Source organism: Streptomyces hypolithicus (assembly GCF_052934925.1).
On sequence record NZ_CM128811.1, the window covers coordinates 5239373 to 5260074 of the forward strand.

At 68.4% G+C, this 20702-nt stretch carries 15 protein-coding genes; 9 read left to right on the forward strand and 6 right to left on the reverse strand.

What is annotated here, in order from left to right; translation table 11 throughout:
• Positions 1 to 2: 2 nt before the first annotated feature.
• From glpK to ACU6WZ_RS24680, 3 genes are all read right to left on the reverse strand, one after another.
• Entirely contained in the window at positions 3 to 1529 is a 1527-nt protein-coding gene (gene glpK / locus ACU6WZ_RS24670) for a glycerol kinase GlpK (protein WP_447030389.1), read from the reverse strand.
• Positions 1530 to 1582: 53 nt separating this feature from the next.
• On the reverse strand, positions 1583 to 2374 hold the full coding sequence (locus ACU6WZ_RS24675; protein WP_447030390.1) for an MIP/aquaporin family protein: 792 nt from the start codon (positions 2372 to 2374) through the stop codon (positions 1583 to 1585).
• 245 nt (positions 2375 to 2619) lie between these two features.
• Positions 2620 to 3384, reverse strand: coding sequence for an IclR family transcriptional regulator (locus ACU6WZ_RS24680; protein WP_447030391.1), 765 nt, complete (start codon positions 3382 to 3384; stop codon positions 2620 to 2622).
• A 248-nt stretch (positions 3385 to 3632) separates the two neighbouring features.
• On the opposite strand from ACU6WZ_RS24680, the gene metH reads away from it, so the two are divergent.
• The 4 genes from metH (at position 3633) to ACU6WZ_RS24700 (ending at position 11715) form a co-directional block, all read left to right on the forward strand.
• Entirely contained in the window at positions 3633 to 7151 is a 3519-nt protein-coding gene (gene metH, locus ACU6WZ_RS24685) for a methionine synthase (RefSeq protein WP_447030392.1), read from the forward strand.
• Positions 7152 to 7251: 100 nt separating this feature from the next.
• On the forward strand, positions 7252 to 7953 hold the full coding sequence (locus ACU6WZ_RS24690; protein WP_447030393.1) for an HAD family hydrolase: 702 nt from the start codon (positions 7252 to 7254) through the stop codon (positions 7951 to 7953).
• A 499-nt stretch (positions 7954 to 8452) separates the two neighbouring features.
• The gene (locus tag ACU6WZ_RS24695; RefSeq protein WP_447030394.1) at positions 8453 to 10054 is read left to right on the forward strand and encodes an ABC transporter substrate-binding protein; all 1602 of its coding nucleotides are present in this window, start codon (positions 8453 to 8455) and stop codon (positions 10052 to 10054) included.
• A 71-nt stretch (positions 10055 to 10125) separates the two neighbouring features.
• Positions 10126 to 11715, forward strand: coding sequence for an ABC transporter substrate-binding protein (locus tag ACU6WZ_RS24700; RefSeq protein ID WP_447030395.1), 1590 nt, complete (start codon positions 10126 to 10128; stop codon positions 11713 to 11715).
• 73 nt (positions 11716 to 11788) lie between these two features.
• On the opposite strand, the gene ACU6WZ_RS24705 is transcribed toward ACU6WZ_RS24700, so the two are convergent.
• Both ACU6WZ_RS24705 and ACU6WZ_RS24710 read right to left on the reverse strand, forming a co-directional pair.
• Positions 11789 to 12460, reverse strand: a complete 672-nt coding sequence (locus tag ACU6WZ_RS24705; RefSeq protein ID WP_447030396.1) for a response regulator — start codon at positions 12458 to 12460, stop codon at positions 11789 to 11791.
• 13 nt (positions 12461 to 12473) lie between these two features.
• On the reverse strand, positions 12474 to 13391 hold the full coding sequence (locus ACU6WZ_RS24710; RefSeq protein ID WP_447030397.1) for a RecB family exonuclease: 918 nt from the start codon (positions 13389 to 13391) through the stop codon (positions 12474 to 12476).
• Here ACU6WZ_RS24710 and ACU6WZ_RS24715 point away from each other — a divergent pair.
• From ACU6WZ_RS24715 to ACU6WZ_RS24725, 3 genes are all read left to right on the forward strand, one after another.
• Complete coding sequence (locus tag ACU6WZ_RS24715; protein WP_447030398.1) at positions 13390 to 14727, forward strand: site-2 protease family protein; 1338 nt, start codon at positions 13390 to 13392, stop codon at positions 14725 to 14727. The genes ACU6WZ_RS24710 and ACU6WZ_RS24715 overlap by 2 nt on opposite strands.
• Positions 14728 to 14835: 108 nt before the next feature.
• Positions 14836 to 15744: a tRNA (adenine-N1)-methyltransferase gene (locus tag ACU6WZ_RS24720; protein WP_447030399.1), complete on the forward strand. Its 909-nt coding sequence runs from the start codon at positions 14836 to 14838 to the stop codon at positions 15742 to 15744.
• A 228-nt stretch (positions 15745 to 15972) separates the two neighbouring features.
• Entirely contained in the window at positions 15973 to 16542 is a 570-nt protein-coding gene (locus ACU6WZ_RS24725; protein WP_447030400.1) for a hypothetical protein, read from the forward strand.
• A 34-nt stretch (positions 16543 to 16576) separates the two neighbouring features.
• Here ACU6WZ_RS24725 and ACU6WZ_RS24730 read toward each other — a convergent pair whose 3' ends face one another.
• Positions 16577 to 16897 carry a ferredoxin gene (locus tag ACU6WZ_RS24730; protein WP_447030401.1) on the reverse strand — a complete coding sequence of 107 codons (321 nt, stop codon included), beginning with the start codon at positions 16895 to 16897 and terminating at the stop codon, positions 16577 to 16579.
• A gap of 242 nt (positions 16898 to 17139) precedes the next feature.
• Here ACU6WZ_RS24730 and arc point away from each other — a divergent pair, with 242 nt between their 5' ends.
• Both arc and dop read left to right on the forward strand, forming a co-directional pair.
• Positions 17140 to 18906 carry a proteasome ATPase gene (gene arc / locus ACU6WZ_RS24735; protein ID WP_447030402.1) on the forward strand — a complete coding sequence of 589 codons (1767 nt, stop codon included), beginning with the start codon at positions 17140 to 17142 and terminating at the stop codon, positions 18904 to 18906.
• Between the two features lie 247 nt (positions 18907 to 19153).
• On the forward strand, positions 19154 to 20665 hold the full coding sequence (gene dop, locus ACU6WZ_RS24740; RefSeq protein WP_447030403.1) for a depupylase/deamidase Dop: 1512 nt from the start codon (positions 19154 to 19156) through the stop codon (positions 20663 to 20665).
• The last annotated feature ends 37 nt before the right edge of the window (positions 20666 to 20702 follow it).

A 20702-nucleotide genomic window follows, 5' to 3' on the forward strand; every position in this document is an offset into this window, starting at 1 on the left:
CGTCAGCTCTCGTCATCGAGCCAGCCCATGGTCCGCTCGACGGCCTTGAGCCAGCTCTTGTACTCGCGGGCGCGGGTGTCCGCGTCCATGCGGGGTGTCCACTCGGCAGCCCTGCGCCAGTTGGCGCGCAGCGCGTCGGTGTCCGGCCAGAAGCCGACGGCCAGGCCGGCGGCGTAGGCGGCGCCGAGGCAGGTGGTCTCAGCGACCATCGGGCGCACGACCGGTGCGTCCAGGAAGTCCGAGAGCGTCTGCATCAGCAGGTTGTTGGAGGTCATGCCGCCGTCGACCTTGAGCGCGGTCAGTTCGACGCCGGAGTCCTTGGTCATGGCGTCGCTGATCTCGCGGGTCTGCCACGCGGTGGCCTCGAGGACGGCGCGGGCGATGTGCGCCTTGGTGACGTACCGGGTCAGCCCCGCGATCACACCGCGGGCGTCGGGGCGCCAGTACGGGGCGAACAGACCGGAGAAGGCCGGCACGAAGTACGCGCCGCCGTTGTCCTCGACGGAGGAGGCCAGCGTCTCGATCTCGGCGGCGGACTTGATCAGGCCCATCTGGTCGCGCATCCACTGGACGAGCGATCCGGTGACGGCGATCGAGCCTTCGAGGGCGTAGACGGGCCGCTGGTCACCGATCTGGTACCCGACGGTCGTCAGCAGACCGTTGTAGGAGTTGACGGGCGTGTGACCGGTGTTCATCAGCATGAACGTGCCGGTGCCGTACGTAGACTTCGCCTCGCCCTCGGCGAAGCAGGTCTGGCCGAACAGCGCCGCCTGCTGGTCACCGAGCGCGGACGCCACGGGCACACCGGCCAGCGCGCCGCTCTTCGCCTCTCCGTACACCTCGGCGGACGAGCGGATCTCGGGCAGCACCGCCATCGGGATGCCCATCGACTGCACGATCTTCTCGTCCCACCGCATCTCGTGCAGGTTCATGAGCAGGGTGCGCGAGGCGTTGGTGACGTCGGTGACGTGGACACCGCCGTCGGTGCCGCCGGTCAGGTTCCAGATGACCCAGGAGTCCATGGTGCCGAAGAGGATGTCGCCGGCCTCGGCGCGCTCGCGCAGGCCCTCGACGTTGTCGAGCAGCCAGCGGACCTTGGGCCCGGCGAAGTACGACGCGAGCGGCAGACCGGTCTCGCGGCGGAAGCGGTCCTGGCCGACGTTGCGGCCGAGCTCCTTGCAGAGCGCGTCGGTGCGGGTGTCCTGCCACACGAGGGCGTTGTGGACCGGCTCACCGGTGTTCTTGTCCCACAGCAGCGTCGTCTCGCGCTGGTTGGTGATGCCGATCGCCTTGACGTCGGCGGGCGTGATGCCCGCCTTCTCGATGGCCCCGGAGACGACTTCCTGGACGTTGGTCCAGATCTCGGCCGCGTCGTGCTCGACCCAGCCCGGCTTCGGGAAGATCTGCTCGTGCTCCTTCTGGTCGACCGCGACGATGCGGCCGTCCGTGTCGAAGACGATGCAGCGGCTTGAGGTGGTGCCCTGGTCGATGGCGGCGATGAAGGGGCCGGTGGTGTGTGCGTCGGTCACTGAATGCTCCATGAGGTCTCTGCGGCTCAGTACGGCTCTGTCCGGTACGGAACTCAGGCGAAGGCGATCTGGTAGAGACCGCCCGCGAGGGCGCCGCCGATCAGCGGGGCGACGACGGGGATCCACGCGTAGCCCCAGTCCGAACCGCCCTTGTTGGGCAGCGGAAGCAGAGCGTGCACGATCCGCGGCCCCAGGTCACGCACCGGGTTGATGGCGTATCCGGTCGGGCCGCCGAGCGAGAGACCGATGCCGACGACGACCAGCGCGGTGATGAGGGCGCCCAGCACCCCGAGGCCGTTGCCCTCGTTGTTGAGGCCCTGCGTGAGGATGGCCAGGACCAGCACGAAGGTCGCGATGACCTCGGTCGTGACGTTCTGCACGGCGTTGCGGATCTCGGGGCCGGTGGAGAAGACACCGAGCACCGGGCCCGCCTTGGCGGCTGCCTTCTGATCGACCATTCCCTCCTCGGCGGGCTGCGCCGCGAGGATCTCCGGGTCGGTGAGATGCGCCTGGAACTGGCCGTAGTACGTCAGCCAGACCAGCACCGCGCCGATCATGGCGCCGAGCAGTTGGGAGGCGAAGTAGAGCGGTACGTCGCTCCACTCGGTCCCGCCCTTGATGGCGAGGCCGACGGTGACCGCGGGGTTGAGGTGTGCGCCGGAGACGCCGCCGGCCAGGTAGGCGCCGGTCAGTACGGCGAAGCCCCAGCCGAAGGTGATGGCGAGCCAACCGGCGTTCTGGGCCTTCGAGCGCTTCAGCGTGAGGGCGGCGCACACGCCGCCGCCGAGCAGTATGAGTACGGCGGTACCTATGGTCTCGCCGATGAAGATGTCGGAGCTGGACACCCGCGACTCCTTTGTCCATCGTCCAGGGGAAAGGCGAACTCCGGGTCCCTCCGGTGGTTCGCGCCCTCTGTGAGGGCCTTGCCGGTCCCTTGGCGTTGCCCCACCCTAACGCGTATTGCCGTCAGGTGTTCGACAATGCCGACCGGTGAACGGCAGTTTTGCCTCCGGGTACCACTGCGTCAATAGCTCTGCGACCGGAAAACCCGATCGTTACCAGGGTGACCCCGCGAGCCGCCGCGCGCGCCTCAGAAGCGTCCGGCGCCCAGGTCCCGGGAGACCGCGCGGGCGCAGTCGCGTACCGCCGCCACCAGGTCGGGGCGGAGCTCTCCGCCCTCACAGACCCGCTCCACGGCCCCGGTGACGCCGACTGCGCCGACGGGCATCCGCCTGCGGTCGTGGATGGGGGCGGCCACCGAGGCCACCCCGTCCCAGGTCTCCTCCACGTCGGAGGCCCAGCCACGCGCCCTGACCAGGTCGAGCAGCGCCTCGAAGTCTTCCGCGCCGGTGATCGTGCGCGGGGTGAAGGTCTTGCGCTCGCTGTCGAACGCCTCGTTGTGGGCCACCGGGTCGTACGCGGACAGCACCTTGCCCAGGGCGGAGGAGTGCAGCGGCTGCATGGCTCCGACCTCCAGCACCTGGCGGCTGTCGTCCGGCCTGAAGACGTGGTGCACGATCAGTACGCCCTGCTGGTGCAGCACGCCCAGATAGGCGCTCTCGCCGCTGGAGCGGGCCAGGTCGTCGGCCCACACCAGCGCGCGGGCCCGCAGTTCGTGCACATCGAGATAGCTGTTGCCCAGGCGCAGCAGTTCGGCGCCCAGCTGGTAGCGGCCGGACGCGGGGTCCTGCTCGACGAAGCCCTCCGCCTGGAGGGTGCGCAGAATGCCGTGCGCAGTACCCTTGGCGAGCCCGAGGGACGTGGCCACTTCGGAGAGGCCGAGCCTGCGCCCGCCGCCGGCGAGCAGGCGCAGCATCGCCGCCGCCCGCTCCAGCGACTGGATGTTCTTCGCCACGCTGTGCCACCTCCACCTCGGTTCGACAATGCTGAACACTATCGGCTCATGCCGACCCTCAGTCACGGTGCGCCACGGAGTGGGCGGCCCGGCGCGGGACCCGGAGCGACGGGAGCAATCAGAACACGCCACATTCCGCCCCGTGGGACGCCTTCACGCCACCGGCGCTCTCACGGCTAGGCTGGCTGGGTGCGCCTTCCGCCGGGAGACGCAAAGCCGACAGCCGTCGCACTCCAGGGAGCAGATCCATGGCCTCGTTGCCGACCCCCACGCCTGCCAGCCGCGCAGCCGCCCTCCGCGAAGCACTCGCCAGCCGAGTTGTGGTCGCCGACGGTGCGATGGGCACGATGCTGCAGGCACAGGACCCCAGCCTCGAAGACTTCGAAAACCTCGAAGGCTGCAACGAGATCCTCAACCTGACCCGCCCCGACATCGTGCGCTCCGTGCACGAGGAGTACTTCGCCGTGGGCGTCGACTGCGTGGAGACCAACACCTTCGGTGCGAACCACTCGGCGGCGAACGAGTACGAGATCGCCGACCGGATCTTCGAGCTGTCCGAGTCGGGTGCCCGCATCGCCCGCGAGGTCGCCGACGACTTCGGCGCCAAGGACGGTCGCCAGCGCTGGGTCCTGGGGTCGATCGGACCCGGCACCAAGCTGCCGTCGCTCGGCCACATCGCGTACGACGTGCTGCGGGACGGCTATCAGAAGAACGCCGAGGGGCTGCTCGCCGGCGGCTCGGACGCACTGATCGTGGAGACCACGCAGGACCTGCTCCAGACCAAGTCGAGCCTGATCGGCGCCCGCCGTGCGATGGACGCCCTGGGCGTCGACGTACCGCTGATCTGCTCCCTCGCGTTCGAGACGACCGGCGTCATGCTGCTCGGCTCCGAGATCGGCGCCGCCCTGACCGCGCTGGAGCCGCTGGGTATCGACCTGATCGGCCTGAACTGCTCGACCGGCCCGGACGAGATGAGCGAACACCTGCGCTATCTGGCCCGCCACTCGCGTACGCCGCTGATGTGCATGCCGAACGCAGGCCTTCCCGTGCTCACCAGGGACGGCGCGCACTTCCCGCTCGGCCCCGCCGGCCTCGCCGAAGCCCAGGAGACGTTCGTACGCGACTACGGCCTGTCGCTCATCGGCGGCTGCTGCGGTACGACGCCCGAGCACCTGCGCGCCGTCGTCGAGCGGGCCCGCGACCTCACCCCGTCGCAGCGCGATCCGCGCCCCGAGCCGGGCGCCGCCTCCCTCTACCAGTCGGTCCCCTTCCGCCAGGACACCGCCTACCTGGCGATCGGCGAGCGCACCAACGCCAACGGCTCGAAGAAGTTCCGCGAGGCCATGCTCGAAGCCCGCTGGGACGACTGCGTGGAGATGGTCCGCGACCAGATCCGCGAGGGCGCGCACATGCTCGACCTCTGCGTCGACTACGTGGGCCGCGACGGCGTGGCCGACATGGCCGAACTGGCCGGCCGTTTCGCCACCGCCTCCACCCTCCCCATCGTCCTGGACTCCACCGAACTGCCCGTCATCCAGGCCGGTCTGGAGAAGCTCGGCGGCCGCGCGGTCATCAACTCCGTCAACTACGAGGACGGCGACGGTCCGGAGTCCCGCTTCGCCAAGGTCACCGCGCTCGCCAAGGAGCACGGCGCGGCCCTGATCGCGCTGACCATCGACGAGGAGGGCCAGGCCCGTACCGTCGAGCACAAGGTCGCCATCGCCGAGCGGCTGATCGAGGACCTGACCGGCAACTGGGGCATCGACGAGTCGGACATCCTCATCGACTGCCTCACCTTCACCATCTGCACCGGGCAGGAGGAGTCCCGCAAGGACGGCATCGCGACGATCGAGTCGATCCGCGAGCTCAAGCGCCGCCACCCGGACGTCCAGACCACCCTGGGTCTGTCCAACATCTCCTTCGGCCTCAACCCGGCCGCCCGCACCGTCCTGAACTCGGTGTTCCTCGACGAGTGCGTCAAAGCCGGTCTGGACTCCGCGATCGTCCACGCCTCGAAGATCCTCCCCATCGCTCGCCTGGAGGAGGAGCAGGTCAAAGTCGCCCTCGACCTGATCCACGACCGCCGCGCCGAGGGTTACGACCCGCTCCAGAAGCTCATGGCGCTCTTCGAGGGCGTCAACCTGAAGTCGATGAAGGCGGGCCGAGCCGAGGAGCTGATGGCCCTCCCGCTCGACGAGCGCCTCCAGCGCCGCATCATCGACGGCGAGAAGAACGGCCTGGAAGCCGACCTCGACGAGGCCCTCCAGACCCGCCCGGCCCTGGACATCGTCAACGACACCCTCCTGGAGGGCATGAAGGTCGTCGGTGAACTCTTCGGCTCCGGCCAGATGCAGCTGCCGTTCGTGCTCCAGTCCGCCGAGGTCATGAAGACCGCGGTGGCCCACCTCGAACCCCACATGGAGAAAGTCGCCGACGGCGAAGATGCTGTCGGCAAGGGCACCATCGTGCTGGCCACCGTCCGTGGCGACGTACACGACATCGGCAAGAACCTCGTCGACATCATCCTGTCGAACAACGGCTACACGGTCGTCAACCTCGGCATCAAGCAGCCCGTCTCCGCCATCCTGGAGGCCGCCGAGGAGTACAAGGCCGACGTCATCGGCATGTCGGGACTCCTGGTCAAGTCCACGGTGATCATGAAGGAGAACCTCCAGGAGCTCAACCAGCGCAAGATGGCCGCGGACTTCCCGGTCATCCTCGGCGGGGCCGCCCTCACCCGGGCCTACGTCGAACAGGACCTGCACGAGATCTACGAGGGCGAAGTCCGCTACGCCCGCGACGCCTTCGAGGGACTGCGCCTCATGGACGCCCTCATCGGCGTCAAGCGCGGCGTGCCCGGCGCCGTCCTCCCCGAGCTCAAGCAGCGCCGGGTCGCCAAGAAGGACACCGCCGTACTGGAGGTCGAGGAGCCCGAAGGCTCCGTGCGCTCCGACGTCTCGGTCGACAACCCGGTCCCCGCCCCGCCGTTCTGGGGCACCCGCGTCGTCAAGGGCATCGGCCTCAAGGAGTACGCCTCCTGGCTCGACGAAGGCGCCCTCTTCAAGGGCCAGTGGGGCCTCAAGCAGGCCAGGACCGGCGACGGGCCGACGTACGAGGAGCTGGTGCAGAGCGAGGGCCGGCCCAGGCTGCGCGGCTGGCTGGAACAGCTGCACACCAAGAACCTGCTGGAGGCGGCCGTCGTCCACGGCTACTTCCCGTGCGTGTCCAAGGGCGACGACCTGATCCTGCTCCACGACGACGGATCCGAGCGCACCCGCTTCACCTTCCCGCGGCAGCGGCGCGGCCGTCGCCTGTGCCTGGCCGACTACTTCCGGCCCGAGGAGTCCGGCGAGACCGACGTGGTCGGCCTTCAGATCGTCACCGTGGGCTCGAAGATCGGCGAAGAGACGGCCAAGCTCTTCGCCGCTGACTCCTACCGCGACTACCTCGAACTGCACGGCCTGTCGGTGCAGCTCGCCGAGGCACTCGCCGAGTACTGGCACGCCAGGGTCCGCTCCGAACTCGGCTTCGCCGGCGACGACCCCGACGCGGTGGAGGACATGTTCGCCCTGAAGTACCGGGGAGCGCGCTTCTCGCTCGGCTACGGTGCCTGCCCCGACCTGGAGGACCGCGCGAAGATCGCCGAGCTGCTCCAGCCCGAGCGGATCGGTGTCCACCTCTCCGAGGAGTTCCAGCTCCACCCGGAGCAGTCCACCGACGCCATCGTGATCCACCACCCCGAAGCGAAGTACTTCAACGCGCGCTAGCGAGCCGGACAAGTCGTACACTTGTCGGTCCAGTGCAGGCCGGCCGCCTTCCCTGAGGGAAGGCGGCCGGCCTTCTCGTCCCTTCAGGAGGTGTGCCCGGATGACGAGTACCGTCCCCGCGCTCAGTACCCGTACGGCCGAAGGCTCCGCCCTGCAGGCCGTTTTCCTCGACATGGACGGCACCCTGGTCGACACCGAGGGATTCTGGTGGGACGCGGAGGTGGAGGTCTTCGCCGGCCTCGGTCACGTCCTGGACGAGGCCTGGCGGGACGTCGTGGTCGGCGGGCCCATGACCCGCAGTGCCGGCTACCTCGTAGAGGTCACCGGCGCGGACATCACGCTGCCCGAGCTGACGGTGCTCCTCAACGACACCTTCGAAAAGCGCATCGCCCTCGGAGTGCCGCTGATGCCCGGAGCCGCCCGGCTGCTCGCGGAGCTCGCCGCCCACCAGGTGCCCACGGCGCTGGTCTCCGCCTCGCACCGGCGCATCATCGACCGCGTCCTGGAGTCGCTCGGCCCGGAGAAGTTCTCCCTCACCGTCGCCGGCGACGAGGTCGCCCGTACGAAACCGCACCCGGACCCCTACCTGCACGCCGCGGCCCGGCTCGGCGCCGACCCGGTCAGATGCGCTGTCGTTGAGGACACGGCGACCGGTGTGGCCGCCGCGGAGGCGGCGGGCTGCCGGGTGGTGGCCGTGCCGTCCGTCGCCCCCATCGCACCGGCCAGGGGAAGGGTCGTCGTGGGATCTCTCGAAGAAGTCGACCTTGCTTTTCTTACGAAGTTGATTACCCGGATGAACTGATCCGTGCACTGAGCGTGTTTCTCTGAATGGAAGGGAAACTCAGGGCATTGGTTCGTGCATTTTCCGTCACACACCGAACGTGAAATGCACAGTCGATCAAAGCGGTTCACCGGGTGACGTTTATCACCCGCAGGGTGGCTGGGCGGCACGCTAAGGGCCGTCGGAACGCGCCTCGGCGGCCTTCTTGGGCGTCCTTGTGTCCCCATTGGTGGAGCGGTGTACGAATCATTCCCGTCCCGCAGCGATCACACGCGGCCATTCAAGATCACCGGCCGATAACGCCCGGCGCGGGGCCGGTCCAGCCTTCCCGGCGATTCCCACTAATCTCAACGCGAGAACTCCGCCGCACCATCAGGTGCCCCCGCACTCAACCAGTTGCTGGGACCACCGACTCGATCGCTCTGATCCGGCCCGATCGCTCCGCCCCGACCGGGCGGCCGCGGCGGAGTATCCCGTACCACCGCTGAAACTCAGTGCCGGATGAGGGAGAACGTCCAGGATGAACCGTAAGACTCTGGTGCTGCCGGCCGTTATCGGCCTGCTCGCGCCCGGCCTGGCCGCCTGCGGCTCCGCGGTCGGCGGCGGCGAGGACAGCGACGCCATCGTCGTGGGCACCACCGACCGGTTCATCGCAACGAAGGAGGCCCCCGCCCCCTTCGACCCCGCGTTCGCCTATGACGCGGGCGCCTGGAACGTTCTGCGCCAGACCGTCCAGATGCTGATGCACGTCCCGCGTGGCGGCGGCGAGCCCGTACCCGACGCGGCCTCCAAGTGCGGTTTCACGGACACCCAGAACGAGAGCTACCGCTGCACCCTGCGCAGCGGACTGAAGTTCGCCGACGGCGACCCGCTCACCGCGGACGACGTCAAATTCTCGATCGAGCGCGTGCTGAAGATCAAGGACGGGAACGGCCCCGTCGCGCTGCTGTCCAACATCGACGCCATCGAGACCAATGGCGACCACGGCATCGTCTTCCACCTCAAGACGCCGGACGCCACCTTCCCGCACAAGATCGCCACACCCGCCGCGGGCATCGTCAACTCCGGGGCGTACCGCGCGGACAAGCTGCGGAGCGGCCTCCAGGCCGAGGGATCGGGCCCGTACACCCTGAAGACCGAGACCGACGGCGACCGGGTCGTCAAGGCCGTCTTCACCAAGAACCCCCACTACAAGGGCGACGTGGACGTCAAGAACGACCACGTCGAACTGCGGTCGTTCGACAGCACGCAGTCCATGGAGAAGGCGCTCAGGAACGGCGACATCAGCATGATGACGCGCACCCTGCTGCCCACCCAGATCAAGAACCTCGCGGACAACCCGGCCGAGGGTATCGACCTCATCGAACTGCCCGGTCTGGAGATCCGCTACCTCGGCTTCGACACCGAGGACGCGACCGTCGAGAACAAGGCGGTACGTCAGGCCGTCGCCGCCGTCGTGGACCGAGGGCAGCTCGCCAGCAAGGTCTACCCGGCCACGGCCGAGCCCCTGTACTCGCTCATCCCCAGCACCATCCCCGGCCACCAGAACTCGTTCTTCAACAAGTACGGCGAGCCCAGCCACCGCAAGGCCGCCGGCCTGCTGCGCGAGGCCGGCATCAGCACACCGGTGAAGCTGACGCTGAACTACACCACCGACCACTACGGCTCGGCGACGCAGAAGGAGTTCGAGGTGCTCCAGCAGCAGCTCAACGCCACGAAGCTCTTCGACGTCTCCATCGAGGGCACCGAATGGTCGAAGTTCCGTGACAACCAGAAGCGCGGCGACTACGCCGTCTACGGCATGGGCTGGTTCCCCGACTTCCCGGACGCCGACAACTACGTCGCGCCGTTCCTGGACAGGGACAACTTCCTCAACACCCCGTACGTGAACAACGAAGCCCGGAACCAGCTCATCCCCCAGTCGCGTCGCGCCGCCGACCGGGCCGCGGCCGCCAAGCCGTTCGAGCGGATCCAGGACATCGTCGCCAACGACGTGCCGGTACTGCCGCTGTGGCAGGGCAAGCAGTACGTCGCCGCGCGCGACGACATCACCGGCGTCGAATGGGCCGTCAACTCCTCGTCCGACCTGCAGTTGTGGGAGTTGGGCCGCGGCGTCTCCTGACGCCGGCAGTACCCGGCGGCCAAGACCGTGCCGCCGGCGGGCAATTCATCGAATCTGTGAGGCAAGGATCCGTGAAAAGGCGTAACCAGTGGCTGACTGCCCCGCTCGCGGCGGGACTGGCGGCGGGTCTGCTCAGCGGTTGTGGTGCCGAGGAGGGCGGCTCGGGGGGCACGGGTGACGCAGTGGTCATGGGAATGTCGGACGAGGTGCTTGCCACCGATCCGGCCTCGGGTTACGACCCGGGCTCCTGGCTGCTGTTCAACAACGTCTTCCAGTCGCTCCTCAGCTTCCCCAAGGGCAGCTCGTCCCCGGTGCCCGAGGCCGCCGAGAAGTGCGGCTTCGACGGGGGCAGCAGCACCGTATTCCGCTGCACCCTGCGCGCAGGACTGAAGTTCAGCAACGGCAACGACCTGACCTCGAAGGACGTCAAGTTCTCCTTCGAGCGTTCGCTGAAAATCAACGACAAGGCCGGCCCCGCGGCGGTCATGCTCTCCTCCATCGGCACGATCGACACGCCGGACGAGCGCAACATCGTCTTCAAGCTCAAGGTTCCGGACGCCACCTTCCCGAGCAAGATCGCCTCGGGCGCCGGCTCCATCGTCGACCACCGCGAGTACGCGATGGACAAGCTGCGCACCGACAACGAGGCGGTCGGCTCCGGCCCGTACAAGCTGGACAGCTTCGACCGGTCCGAGGCGGCGTTCTCCGTCAACGGGAGCTACAAGGGCACTGCCGAGACGAAGAACTCCGGCGTCAGCGTGAAGTTCTTCCACGGCGACCAGAAGGCGCTGGCGGTCTCCCTCAAGCGGCGCGACGTCGACATCGCCTACCGAGGCCTGACCACCGGCGACATCAACGAGCTGGAAACCTCATCGGCCGGAGACGACAAGGGCATCGAGGTCGTCGAAGGCTCCAGCGCCGAGGTCCAGCACCTGGTCTTCAACCTCGCCGACCCGGTCGCCGGCAAGCCCGGCGTGCGCAAGGCCATCGCGTACCTCATCGACCGTGACGCACTGGTGCGCGACGTCTACCAGTCCACGGCCACCCCGCTGTACTCGATCGTCCCGGCCGGTATCGGCGCCCACAACACGGCGTTCTTCGACACCTACGGGGGCAGCCCGCAGCCCGCCAAGGCCGCCAAGGCCCTGAGCGACGCCGGCATCACCGGCAAGGTCAAGCTCACCCTGTGGGCCACGCCCAGCCGCTACGGCCCCGCCACCGTCCAGGAGTTCGAGGCGATCGCCACGCAGCTCAACAAGAGCGGCCTGTTCGACACGAAGGTCGAGTCGGTCGCCACCGGGCAGTACGAGAAGGACATCGAAGCCGGGAAGTACGGTGTGTACGTCAAGGGCTGGGTCCCCGACTACCCGGACCCGGACAACTTCACCCAGCCGTTCTTCGGCGAGGGCAACGTCCTCGGCAACAACTACAAGAACAGCGAAATCACCGGCGACATCATCCCCGGCACCGCCGCGGCGACCGACCGCCCCGAGGCCGAGAAGGACTTCGGCAAGCTCCAGGACATCGTCGCCGACGAAGTCCCCATGATCCCGCTCTGGCAGGGCAAGCAGTACGCCGTGGCCTACGACAACATCTCGGGCCTCGAGTGGACCCTGGACGCCTCCACGGTCTTCCGCTTCTGGGAGATCAGCAAGGGCTGACGCCGACAACGGCCGGAGGCCGGACCCCGCGCTCCTCGCGCTCAGGGGTCCGGCCTCCGCTGCTCTCGGCCGGCTACTGGGCGCCCGGCCTGACCAGCCCGCTCTCGTACGCGTACACCGCGGCCTGCACCCGGTCCCGCAGACCCAGCTTCGTCAGCACATGCCCCACATGCGTCTTCACCGTCGTCTCGCTGACGAAAAGATCAGCAGCGATCTCCGCGTTCGACAGCCCACGCGCCACCAGCTTCAGCACCTCGACCTCCCGATCGGTCAGCGTCTGCAGCGCGTCCGGTACCTGCTCGTCGCCCGACGGCAGATGATCGGCGTACTTGTCGAGCAGCCGGCGCGTGATGCTCGGTGCCAGCATCGCCTCACCCGCGGCCACCACCCGGATCGCCTGCACCAGTTCATTGGCCGGCGCGTCCTTCAACAGAAAGCCGCTGGCCCCGGCGCGCAGCGCCTCCACGACGTACTCGTCGAGATCGAACGTCGTAAGCACCAGCACCTTCGCCGGACCGTCCCGGCCCGGCCCCGTGATCTGACGAGTCGCCTCCACACCGTCCATCCGCGGCATCCGGATGTCCATCAGGACTACATCGGGCTGCAAGGCCCGGACCTGGTCGAGCGCCTGCAGACCGTCTCCGGCCTCCCCGACGACCGCGAGATCCTGCTCCGCCTCCAAAATCATCCGGAAGCCGGTGCGCAGCAGCGGCTGGTCGTCGACCAGTAGGACACGGATCGCCACGAAGTCTCCTTCTCTAGACCGGGTCCATTCTGCCCTGGGCACCCTGCGGTTGATCGGCCGGGCGCACGGTGACCGACACCGGCAGCGGATACACCGGGGGAGTGCCGCCGAATTCCGGACACACCGGACGGTGGTCGCACCAGCCGCAGAGCTTCGTCGGACGCGGCCGCCAGTCACCCGTCTCGGTGGCCAGCTTGATCGCCTCCCACAACGCGAGCAGCTTGCGCTCCACCCGCTCCAGATCCGCCACCACCGGGTCGTACGTCAGCACGTCACCGCTGCCGAGATACACCAGCTGCAACCGGCGCGGCACCACACCCTTCCACCGCCAGATCACCAGCGCGTAGAACTTCATCTGGAACAGCGCGCCCTCCGCGTACTCCGGGCGCGGCGCCTTGCCCGTCTTGTAGTCGACGATCCGCACCTCCCCGGACGGCGTCACGTCCACCCGGTCGATGATGCCGCGCAGCCGCAGACCCGACTCCAGCTCGGTCTCGACGAACAGCTCCCGCTCCGCCGGCTCCAGCCGGGTCGGATCCTCCAGCGAGAACCACCGTTCCACCAGCTCCTCGGCCTCCACCAGCCAGCGCGACAGCCGCGCACCCTCCGGATCCTCCGCGAACAACTCCGTCAGCTGCGGCTTCGACTCCAGCAACCGGTCCCACTGGCCCGGCACCATCGCCCTGGCACGCCCCGCCGTTCGCTCCGTCGCCGGATCGTCGAAGAGCCGCTCCAGCACGGCATGCACCAGCGTGCCCCGCGTCGCCGCCTCACTGGGCTTCTCGGGCAGCTTGTCGATCACCCGGAACCGGTACAGCAGCGGGCACTGCATGAAGTCGCTCGCCCGCGACGGCGACAACGACATGGGGCGCCGGGCAGCGTCGGCCGGACCGCACACCGGACCGGAACTCATACCGGAACTCGTAGTCATGTCCTCGACCCTAAGGCCCGCCACTGACAGCCGTCCGCATACCATCGACCGCAGACCCCCTCGCGCTGCGCGGACCGGCTCACCGACCCGGGCAGCGGCGAGTGACGCAGGCAAACGAAGGGCTCCCGTGAACGAGACAGGCGAGCGCGACAAACGCGGCGAGGGCAAGCCGCAGCGCCCGCGCGAGGCAGGCGGCGGTCTCCTCATGGGCCGCCCCTTCGGCGTACCCGTCTACGTCGCCCCCAGCTGGTTCCTCGTCGCGGCCCTCATCACCTGGGTCTTCGGCGGCCAGCTCGACCGCGTGCTGCCCGAGTTGGGCAACCTCCGCTACCTCGTCTCCCTGTTCTTCGCCGTCGCTTTCTACGCCTCGGTACTCGTCCACGAACTCGCCCACACCGTGGCCGCACTCCGCTTCAAACTCCCCGTCCGCCGCATCCAGCTCCAGTTCTTCGGCGGGGTGTCGGAGATCGAGAAGGAGACCGAGACCCCCGGCCGCGAATTCGTCCTCGCCTTCGTGGGCCCCCTCCTCTCCCTCGTCCTCGGCGGCATCTTCTACGCCGCCATGTGGGCCGTCGAACCCGCCACCGTCCCCGGCGTCCTGCTCGCCGGCCTCATGATCTCCAACCTCATCGTGGCCGCCTTCAACCTCCTTCCCGGCCTCCCCCTGGACGGCGGGCGGATGCTCCGCGCCGTCGTCTGGAAGATCACCGGCAAACCCATGAGCGGCACCATCGCCGCCGCCTGGGTCGGCCGCGCCCTCGCCGTCGCCGTCCTCATCGGCCTGCCGCTGCTCACCCACACCGGGGCCCTCGGCAATCCCACCGAAGACATCGGCGGCATGGAGACCGTCACCGACGCCCTGCTCGCCGCCATCCTCGCCGGCATCATCTGGACCGGCGCCGGCAACAGCCTGCGCGTCGCCCGGCTGCGCGAACACCTCCCCGACCTGCGCGCCCGCACCCTCACCCGCCGGGCCGTCCCCGTCGAGCCGGCCACCCCGCTCTCCGAGGCCCTGCGCCGCGCCAACGCGGCCGGAGCCCGCGCCCTGGTCGTCGTCGACAGCCAGGGCGAACCCACCGGCGTCGTCCGCGAAGCGGCCATCGTCGGCGTACCCGAGCACCGCAGGCCCTGGGTCGCCGTCAGCGGCCTGGCCCAGGACCTCACCGACGACATGAAAGTCCCCGCGGAACTCGCGGGCGAAGCCCTCCTGGAACGCCTGCGCGCCGCCCCGGCCACGGAATACCTCGTCATGGAGGAAACCGGCCAGATCTACGGCGTCCTGTCCACCGCGGACGTCGAGCGCGCCTTCGTCGCCGCCATGGCACGCCCGCAGTAAGGGGCTCCGCGGCTTCAGCCCAATCGCCCCCGCCCACCCGAGGCGCGGGGCGGTGCCCGGCGGCGCACCGCGGCGAAGAGGCACCCCAAAGACCGGTAGGCTGGTCACATGTCCGAACCGACCGGTGCCGCCCGACGTCGCGGCCCCTTCAAGGTCGGGGACCAGGTCCAGCTCACCGACCCCAAGGGACGCCACTACACGTTCACGCTCGAGGCCGGGAAGAATTTCCACACCCACAAGGGTTCCTTCCCCCACGACGAACTGATCGGCGCCCCCGAGGGCAGTGTTGTCCGAACCACGGGAAACGTCGCCTACCTCGCGCTGCGCCCCCTGCTCCCCGACTACGTCCTGTCCATGCCCCGCGGCGCCGCCGTGGTCTATCCCAAGGACGCGGGGCAGATCCTGGCCTTCGCCGACATCTTCGCCGGCGCCCGCGTCGTCGAAGCGGGCGTGGGCTCCGGCTCCCTGAGCAGCTTCCTGCTGCGCGCCATCGGTGACCACGGCATGCTGCACTCCTACGAGCGCCGCGAGGACTTCGCCGAAATCGCCACGCAGAACGTCGAGCGTTACTTCGGCGGCCCGCACCCCGCCTGGCAGCTCACCGTCGGAGACCTCCAGGACAACCTCTCCGACACCGATGTCGACCGCGTCATCCTTGACATGCTCGCCCCTTGGGAATGCCTGGACGTCGTCCGCAAGGCGCTGGTCCCCGGCGGCATCCTCTGCTGCTACGTGGCCACCACCACCCAGCTCGCGCGCACCGTCGAGTCCATCCGGGAGATCGGCTGCTTCGCCGAACCCACCTCCTGGGAGTCGATGATCCGCAACTGGCACGTCGAAGGCCTGGCCGTCCGCCCCGACCACCGGATGATCGGCCACACCGGCTTCCTGCTGACCGCCCGCCGCCTCGCGGACGGTGTGGAACCCCCGCTGCGCCGCCGCCGCCCCGCCAAGGGCGCGTACGGCGACGACTACACGGGTCCCGGCAGCGAGAGCGGGTCCGCCCCCCGCGGCTGACCCGACAACGAGCAAGCGCCGCCGCTGAGTTCCCCGACCGACCGGGGAACTCAGCGGCGGCGCTTTTGTGTTACCGCGTCCGCTGTGGGCTGCGGTTGCCGTGGCGCTGTGCTTGCTGGGGTTCACGGAATTTCCGAATCCGTAACGACCCCGCCGTTCCGCGCGGCTGTGACGTGTGGCACGATGCCGCCAACCCCCACCGGCACCGCCCCACAGGAGACACCTCGCGTGCAGACCTCCGCCGCCCCGGACCTCGCGCACACCCGCCCCCGCACCATGCACTGGCTGGCCACCGCCGCCGCCATGGCCGCGGTAGTCGCCGCCGCCGGCCTGCTCCAGCCCGAGGCCGCCACGGCCTCCCAGACCGCCGCCGGGCCCGCGGAACCGGCCGCGGCGCCGGACGCCGCCGACGCGCGTTACCCGATGGAGTGCGGCGGCGCCGGGAGCGTCGTCGTCAAGCAGGGGTCGGGAGACCTCGACGGCGACGGCCGACCCGAGACCGTGGCGGTCGTACGCTGCGCTTCGGGCTCGGGAACTCCGCCCAGCGGAGTCTTCGTACTTACGGGGCCTACGGGACTTACGGGGCCCGCACGCGTCGTGGCCACCCTGGTGGATCCCGCCGACCGCCTGAGCGTCGGCGACTTCGCCGTGCGCGGCGCCTCGGTCTCCGCGACCCTGCTCGGCTACTCCTCGCCGGACGTGGCCCGCTGCTGCCCGGACCTTGAGGAGAGCGTCAAATGGCAGTGGCAGGACGGCAAGTTCGCGCGGACCCGGCTCCCCGACGCACGGGGCATGTGAACGCGGGGCACATGAGCGCGGCGTAGGTGAGCCGTCACTCCGCGTCGGGGCCGTAGACCTCGACACTGTCCGAAACGCGACGTACATGGATGCAGTCGCCAGGGCACTCCTTGGCGGAGTCCACGACATCCTGCAGAAGCGGCAACGGTACGGGCGTTGTGGCGCCAGGGCTCTGCAGCAGATCGTCATCGGAGCTCTTCACGTACGCCAGGCCGTCGATGTCCAGCTCGAAGACATCGGGGGCGTACTGCACGCAGATGCCGTCGCCGGTGCAGAGGTCCTGGTCGATCCACACCTCGAGCGGGTCGCCGGTCTGCGCGCCGTCGGCGGTCGGAGCCTTCTGCTGCACGGTCATATCTCCTGCCGTTTCCTGCGAGGTTGTAGCAATTGGAGCCAGCCCTGACGGGTGTTGAACACTTCGACGATACAACCGCCCGCTTTCCGATGTTGATGGGTGGGTATTCCTCTGTCGTGAGGGAGTACGCAAGGGTGAAGATCGGACACACCCCGACCGTCTTTGTGATCTAGGGGTTTCAACCCGCACCAGCCCAGGTAGGGTCAGGAAGCGTCCAGCTCCCCTTGGAGGAGGTGAGGACCGTGGCAGCCCACGACGACGACATCAACCGCGGCATCCGGCCGGGGCGAGGGTCTGAGGACCCCGCCGGCCAGGTTGCCTATCTCGAGCAGGAAATCGCCGTCCTGCGCCGCAAGCTCGCCGACTCTCCGCGTCATACGAGGATTCTCGAAGAGCGGATCGTTGAGCTGCAGACGAACGTGGCAGGCGTGTCCGCACAGAACGAGCGGCTCGCCAACACACTCCGCGAGGCCCGCGACCAGATCGTGGCCCTCAAGGAGGAAGTCGACCGGCTCGCACAGCCGCCGGCCGGCTTCGGTGTATTCCTGCTGGCGAACGAGGACGGCACGGCCGACATTTTCACCGGAGGCAGAAAGCTCCGGGTCAACGTCAGCCCCAGCGTCGAGCTCGAAGGGCTCAGGCGCGGCCAGGAAGTCATGCTCAACGAAGCGCTCAATGTGGTCGAGGCCATGGAGTACGAGCGCGCCGGCGACATCGTCACCCTCAAGGAAATCCTGGAGGACGGCGAGCGCGCCCTGGTGGTCGGGCACACCGACGAGGAACGGGTGGTGCGGCTCGCCGAGCCGCTGCTGGACATCACCATCCGCCCCGGCGACGCCCTCCTGCTGGAGCCCCGGTCCGGATACGTCTACGAAGTCATCCCCAAGAGCGAGGTCGAGGAACTCGTCCTCGAAGAGGTCCCGGACGTCGACTACGACAAGATCGGCGGTCTGGGCGGCCAGATCGAAATGATCCGCGACGCAGTCGAGCTTCCGTACCTCCACCCCGACCTCTTCAAGGAGCACGAACTGCGGCCACCGAAGGGCATCCTGCTCTACGGCCCGCCCGGCTGCGGCAAGACCCTGATCGCCAAGGCCGTCGCCAACTCCCTTGCCAAAAAGGTCGCCGAGGTGACCGGCCAGCCTGCCGGGAAGTCCTACTTCCTGAACATCAAGGGCCCCGAGCTCCTCAACAAGTACGTCGGAGAGACCGAGCGGCACATCCGCCTCGTCTTCCAGCGTGCCCGGGAGAAGGCGAGCGAGGGCACCCCCGTCATCGTCTTCTTCGACGAAATGGAATCGCTCTTCCGCACCCGCGGATCCGGCGTCAGCTCGGACGTGGAGAACACCATCGTCCCGCAGCTGCTCGCCGAGATCGACGGCGTGGAAGGCCTGGAGAACGTCATCGTCATCGGCGCCTCCAACCGCGAGGACATGATCGATCCCGCGATCCTGCGGCCCGGCCGCCTCGACGTGAAGATCAAGATCGAGCGTCCGGACGCCGAAGCGGCCAAGGACATCTTCGCCAAGTACCTCAGGTCCACGCTGCCCCTGCACGCGGACGACCTGGCCGAGCACACGGGCTCCAGAGAGGGCGCCGTACACGGCATGATCCAGTCGGTCGTCGAGCAGATGTACGCCGAGTCCGAGGAGAACCGCTTCCTCGAGGTCACGTACGCCAACGGCGACAAGGAAGTCCTGTACTTCAAGGACTTCAATTCCGGCGCGATGATCCAGAACATCGTCGACCGGGCCAAGAAGATGGCCATCAAGGCCTTCCTCGACCAGAACCAGAAGGGCCTGCGCGTCTCCCACCTCCTCCAGGCTTGCGTGGACGAGTTCAAGGAGAACGAGGACCTTCCCAACACCACCAACCCGGACGACTGGGCCCGAATCTCCGGAAAGAAGGGCGAGCGGATCGTGTTCATCCGCACACTCGTCACCGGAAAACAGGGCGCAGACACCGGTCGATCCATCGACACGGTGGCAAACACGGGTCAGTACCTGTAGATCGCAGACCGGCTGCGGGTGCCCGCCCGGGCATCCGCAGCCGGCTGCTTTCTCCCGTGCGACCACGCCGCCGCGACGACACCAGAGCAATGACCGAATTGATCTCCCCACCAGCGCAAAGGCGTTCTAGGCTCTTCGGTACCGCCCAGACGCGCAGTGCGGGATCGGGCAATCGCACGCGCACCGGAGAACCAGCGGTACTTGAGTGACGCCTCCGCCGGGGGCGTCACCGGGCAAGGAGGGCCGCATGACTGTACGGCGAGTAATGGGCATCGAGACGGAGTACGGCATCTCCGTCCCCGGCCACCCCAACGCCAATGCCATGCTCACCTCGTCCCAGATCGTCAACGCCTACGCGGCGGCGATGCACCGGGCACGACGCGCCCGCTGGGACTTCGAGGAGGAGAACCCGCTGCGGGACGCGCGAGGCTTCGACCTCGCCCGGGAAGCCGCCGACAACAGCCAGCTCACCGACGAGGACATCGGCCTCGCCAACGTCATCCTCACCAACGGCGCTCGCCTGTACGTCGACCACGCGCACCCCGAGTACAGCTCCCCGGAGATCACCAATCCACGCGACGCCGTGCTCTGGGACAAGGCCGGCGAGCGCATCATGGCCGAAGCCGCGGAGCGCGCCGCGCAGCTCCCCGGCGCGCAGCCGATCCACCTCTACAAGAACAACACCGACAACAAGGGCGCCTCCTACGGCACGCACGAGAACTACCTGATGAAGCGGGAAACCCCCTTCTCGGACATCGTGCGCCACCTGACCCCGTTCTTCGTCTCCCGGCAGGTCGTCACCGGCGCCGGGCGGGTGGGGATCGGCCAGGACGGTCACGAGCACGGCTTCCAGATCAGCCAGCGCGCCGACTACTTCGAAGTCGAGGTGGGCCTGGAAACCACCCTCAAGCGCCCCATCATCAACACCCGCGACGAGCCGCACTCCGACGCGGAGAAGTACCGCAGGCTGCACGTGATCATCGGTGACGCCAACCTCTCCGAGATCTCCACGTACCTCAAACTGGGCACGACCGCGCTGGTGCTGTCCATGATCGAGGACGGCTTCATCAACGTGGACCTGGCCGTCGACCAGCCGGTACGCACCCTGCACCAGGTCTCGCACGACCCCACCCTGCAACGGCTGATCACGCTCCGCAGCGGCCGGACACTCACCGCGGTCCAGCTCCAGATGGAGTACTTCGAGCTGGCGCGCAAGTACGTCGAGGAGCGGTTCGGGGCCGACGCCGACAACCAGACCAAGGATGTCCTGGGCCGCTGGGAGGACGTACTGAACCGGCTCGAGAACGACCCGATGAGCCTGTCGGGCGAGCTGGACTGGATCGCCAAACGGGAGCTGCTGGAGGGCTACCGCACGCGCGACGGCCTCGACTGGGACGCCCCCAGGCTCCACCTGGTCGACCTGCAGTACGCCGACGTGCGCCCCGAGAAGGGCTTGTACAACCGTCTGGCCGCCCGCGGCAAGATGAAGCGGCTCCTGGACGAGGCGGACGTGGTACGGGCCCGGACGAAGCCTCCTGAGGACACCCGCGCCTACTTCCGCGGCCGCTGCCTGGAGCAGTACGCGGACGACGTCGCGGCGGCCTCCTGGGACTCTGTGATCTTCGATCTGCCCGGCCGGGACTCACTCCAGCGGGTGCCCACGATGGAACCGTTGCGGGGTACACGCAACCACGTCAAGGAGCTGCTGGACCGCTGCCGCACGGCGGAGGACCTGGTCCGGGTGCTCGCGGGCGGCTGAAAGGGGCGGCGGGTGGGAATCATCGAGATGGTACCTA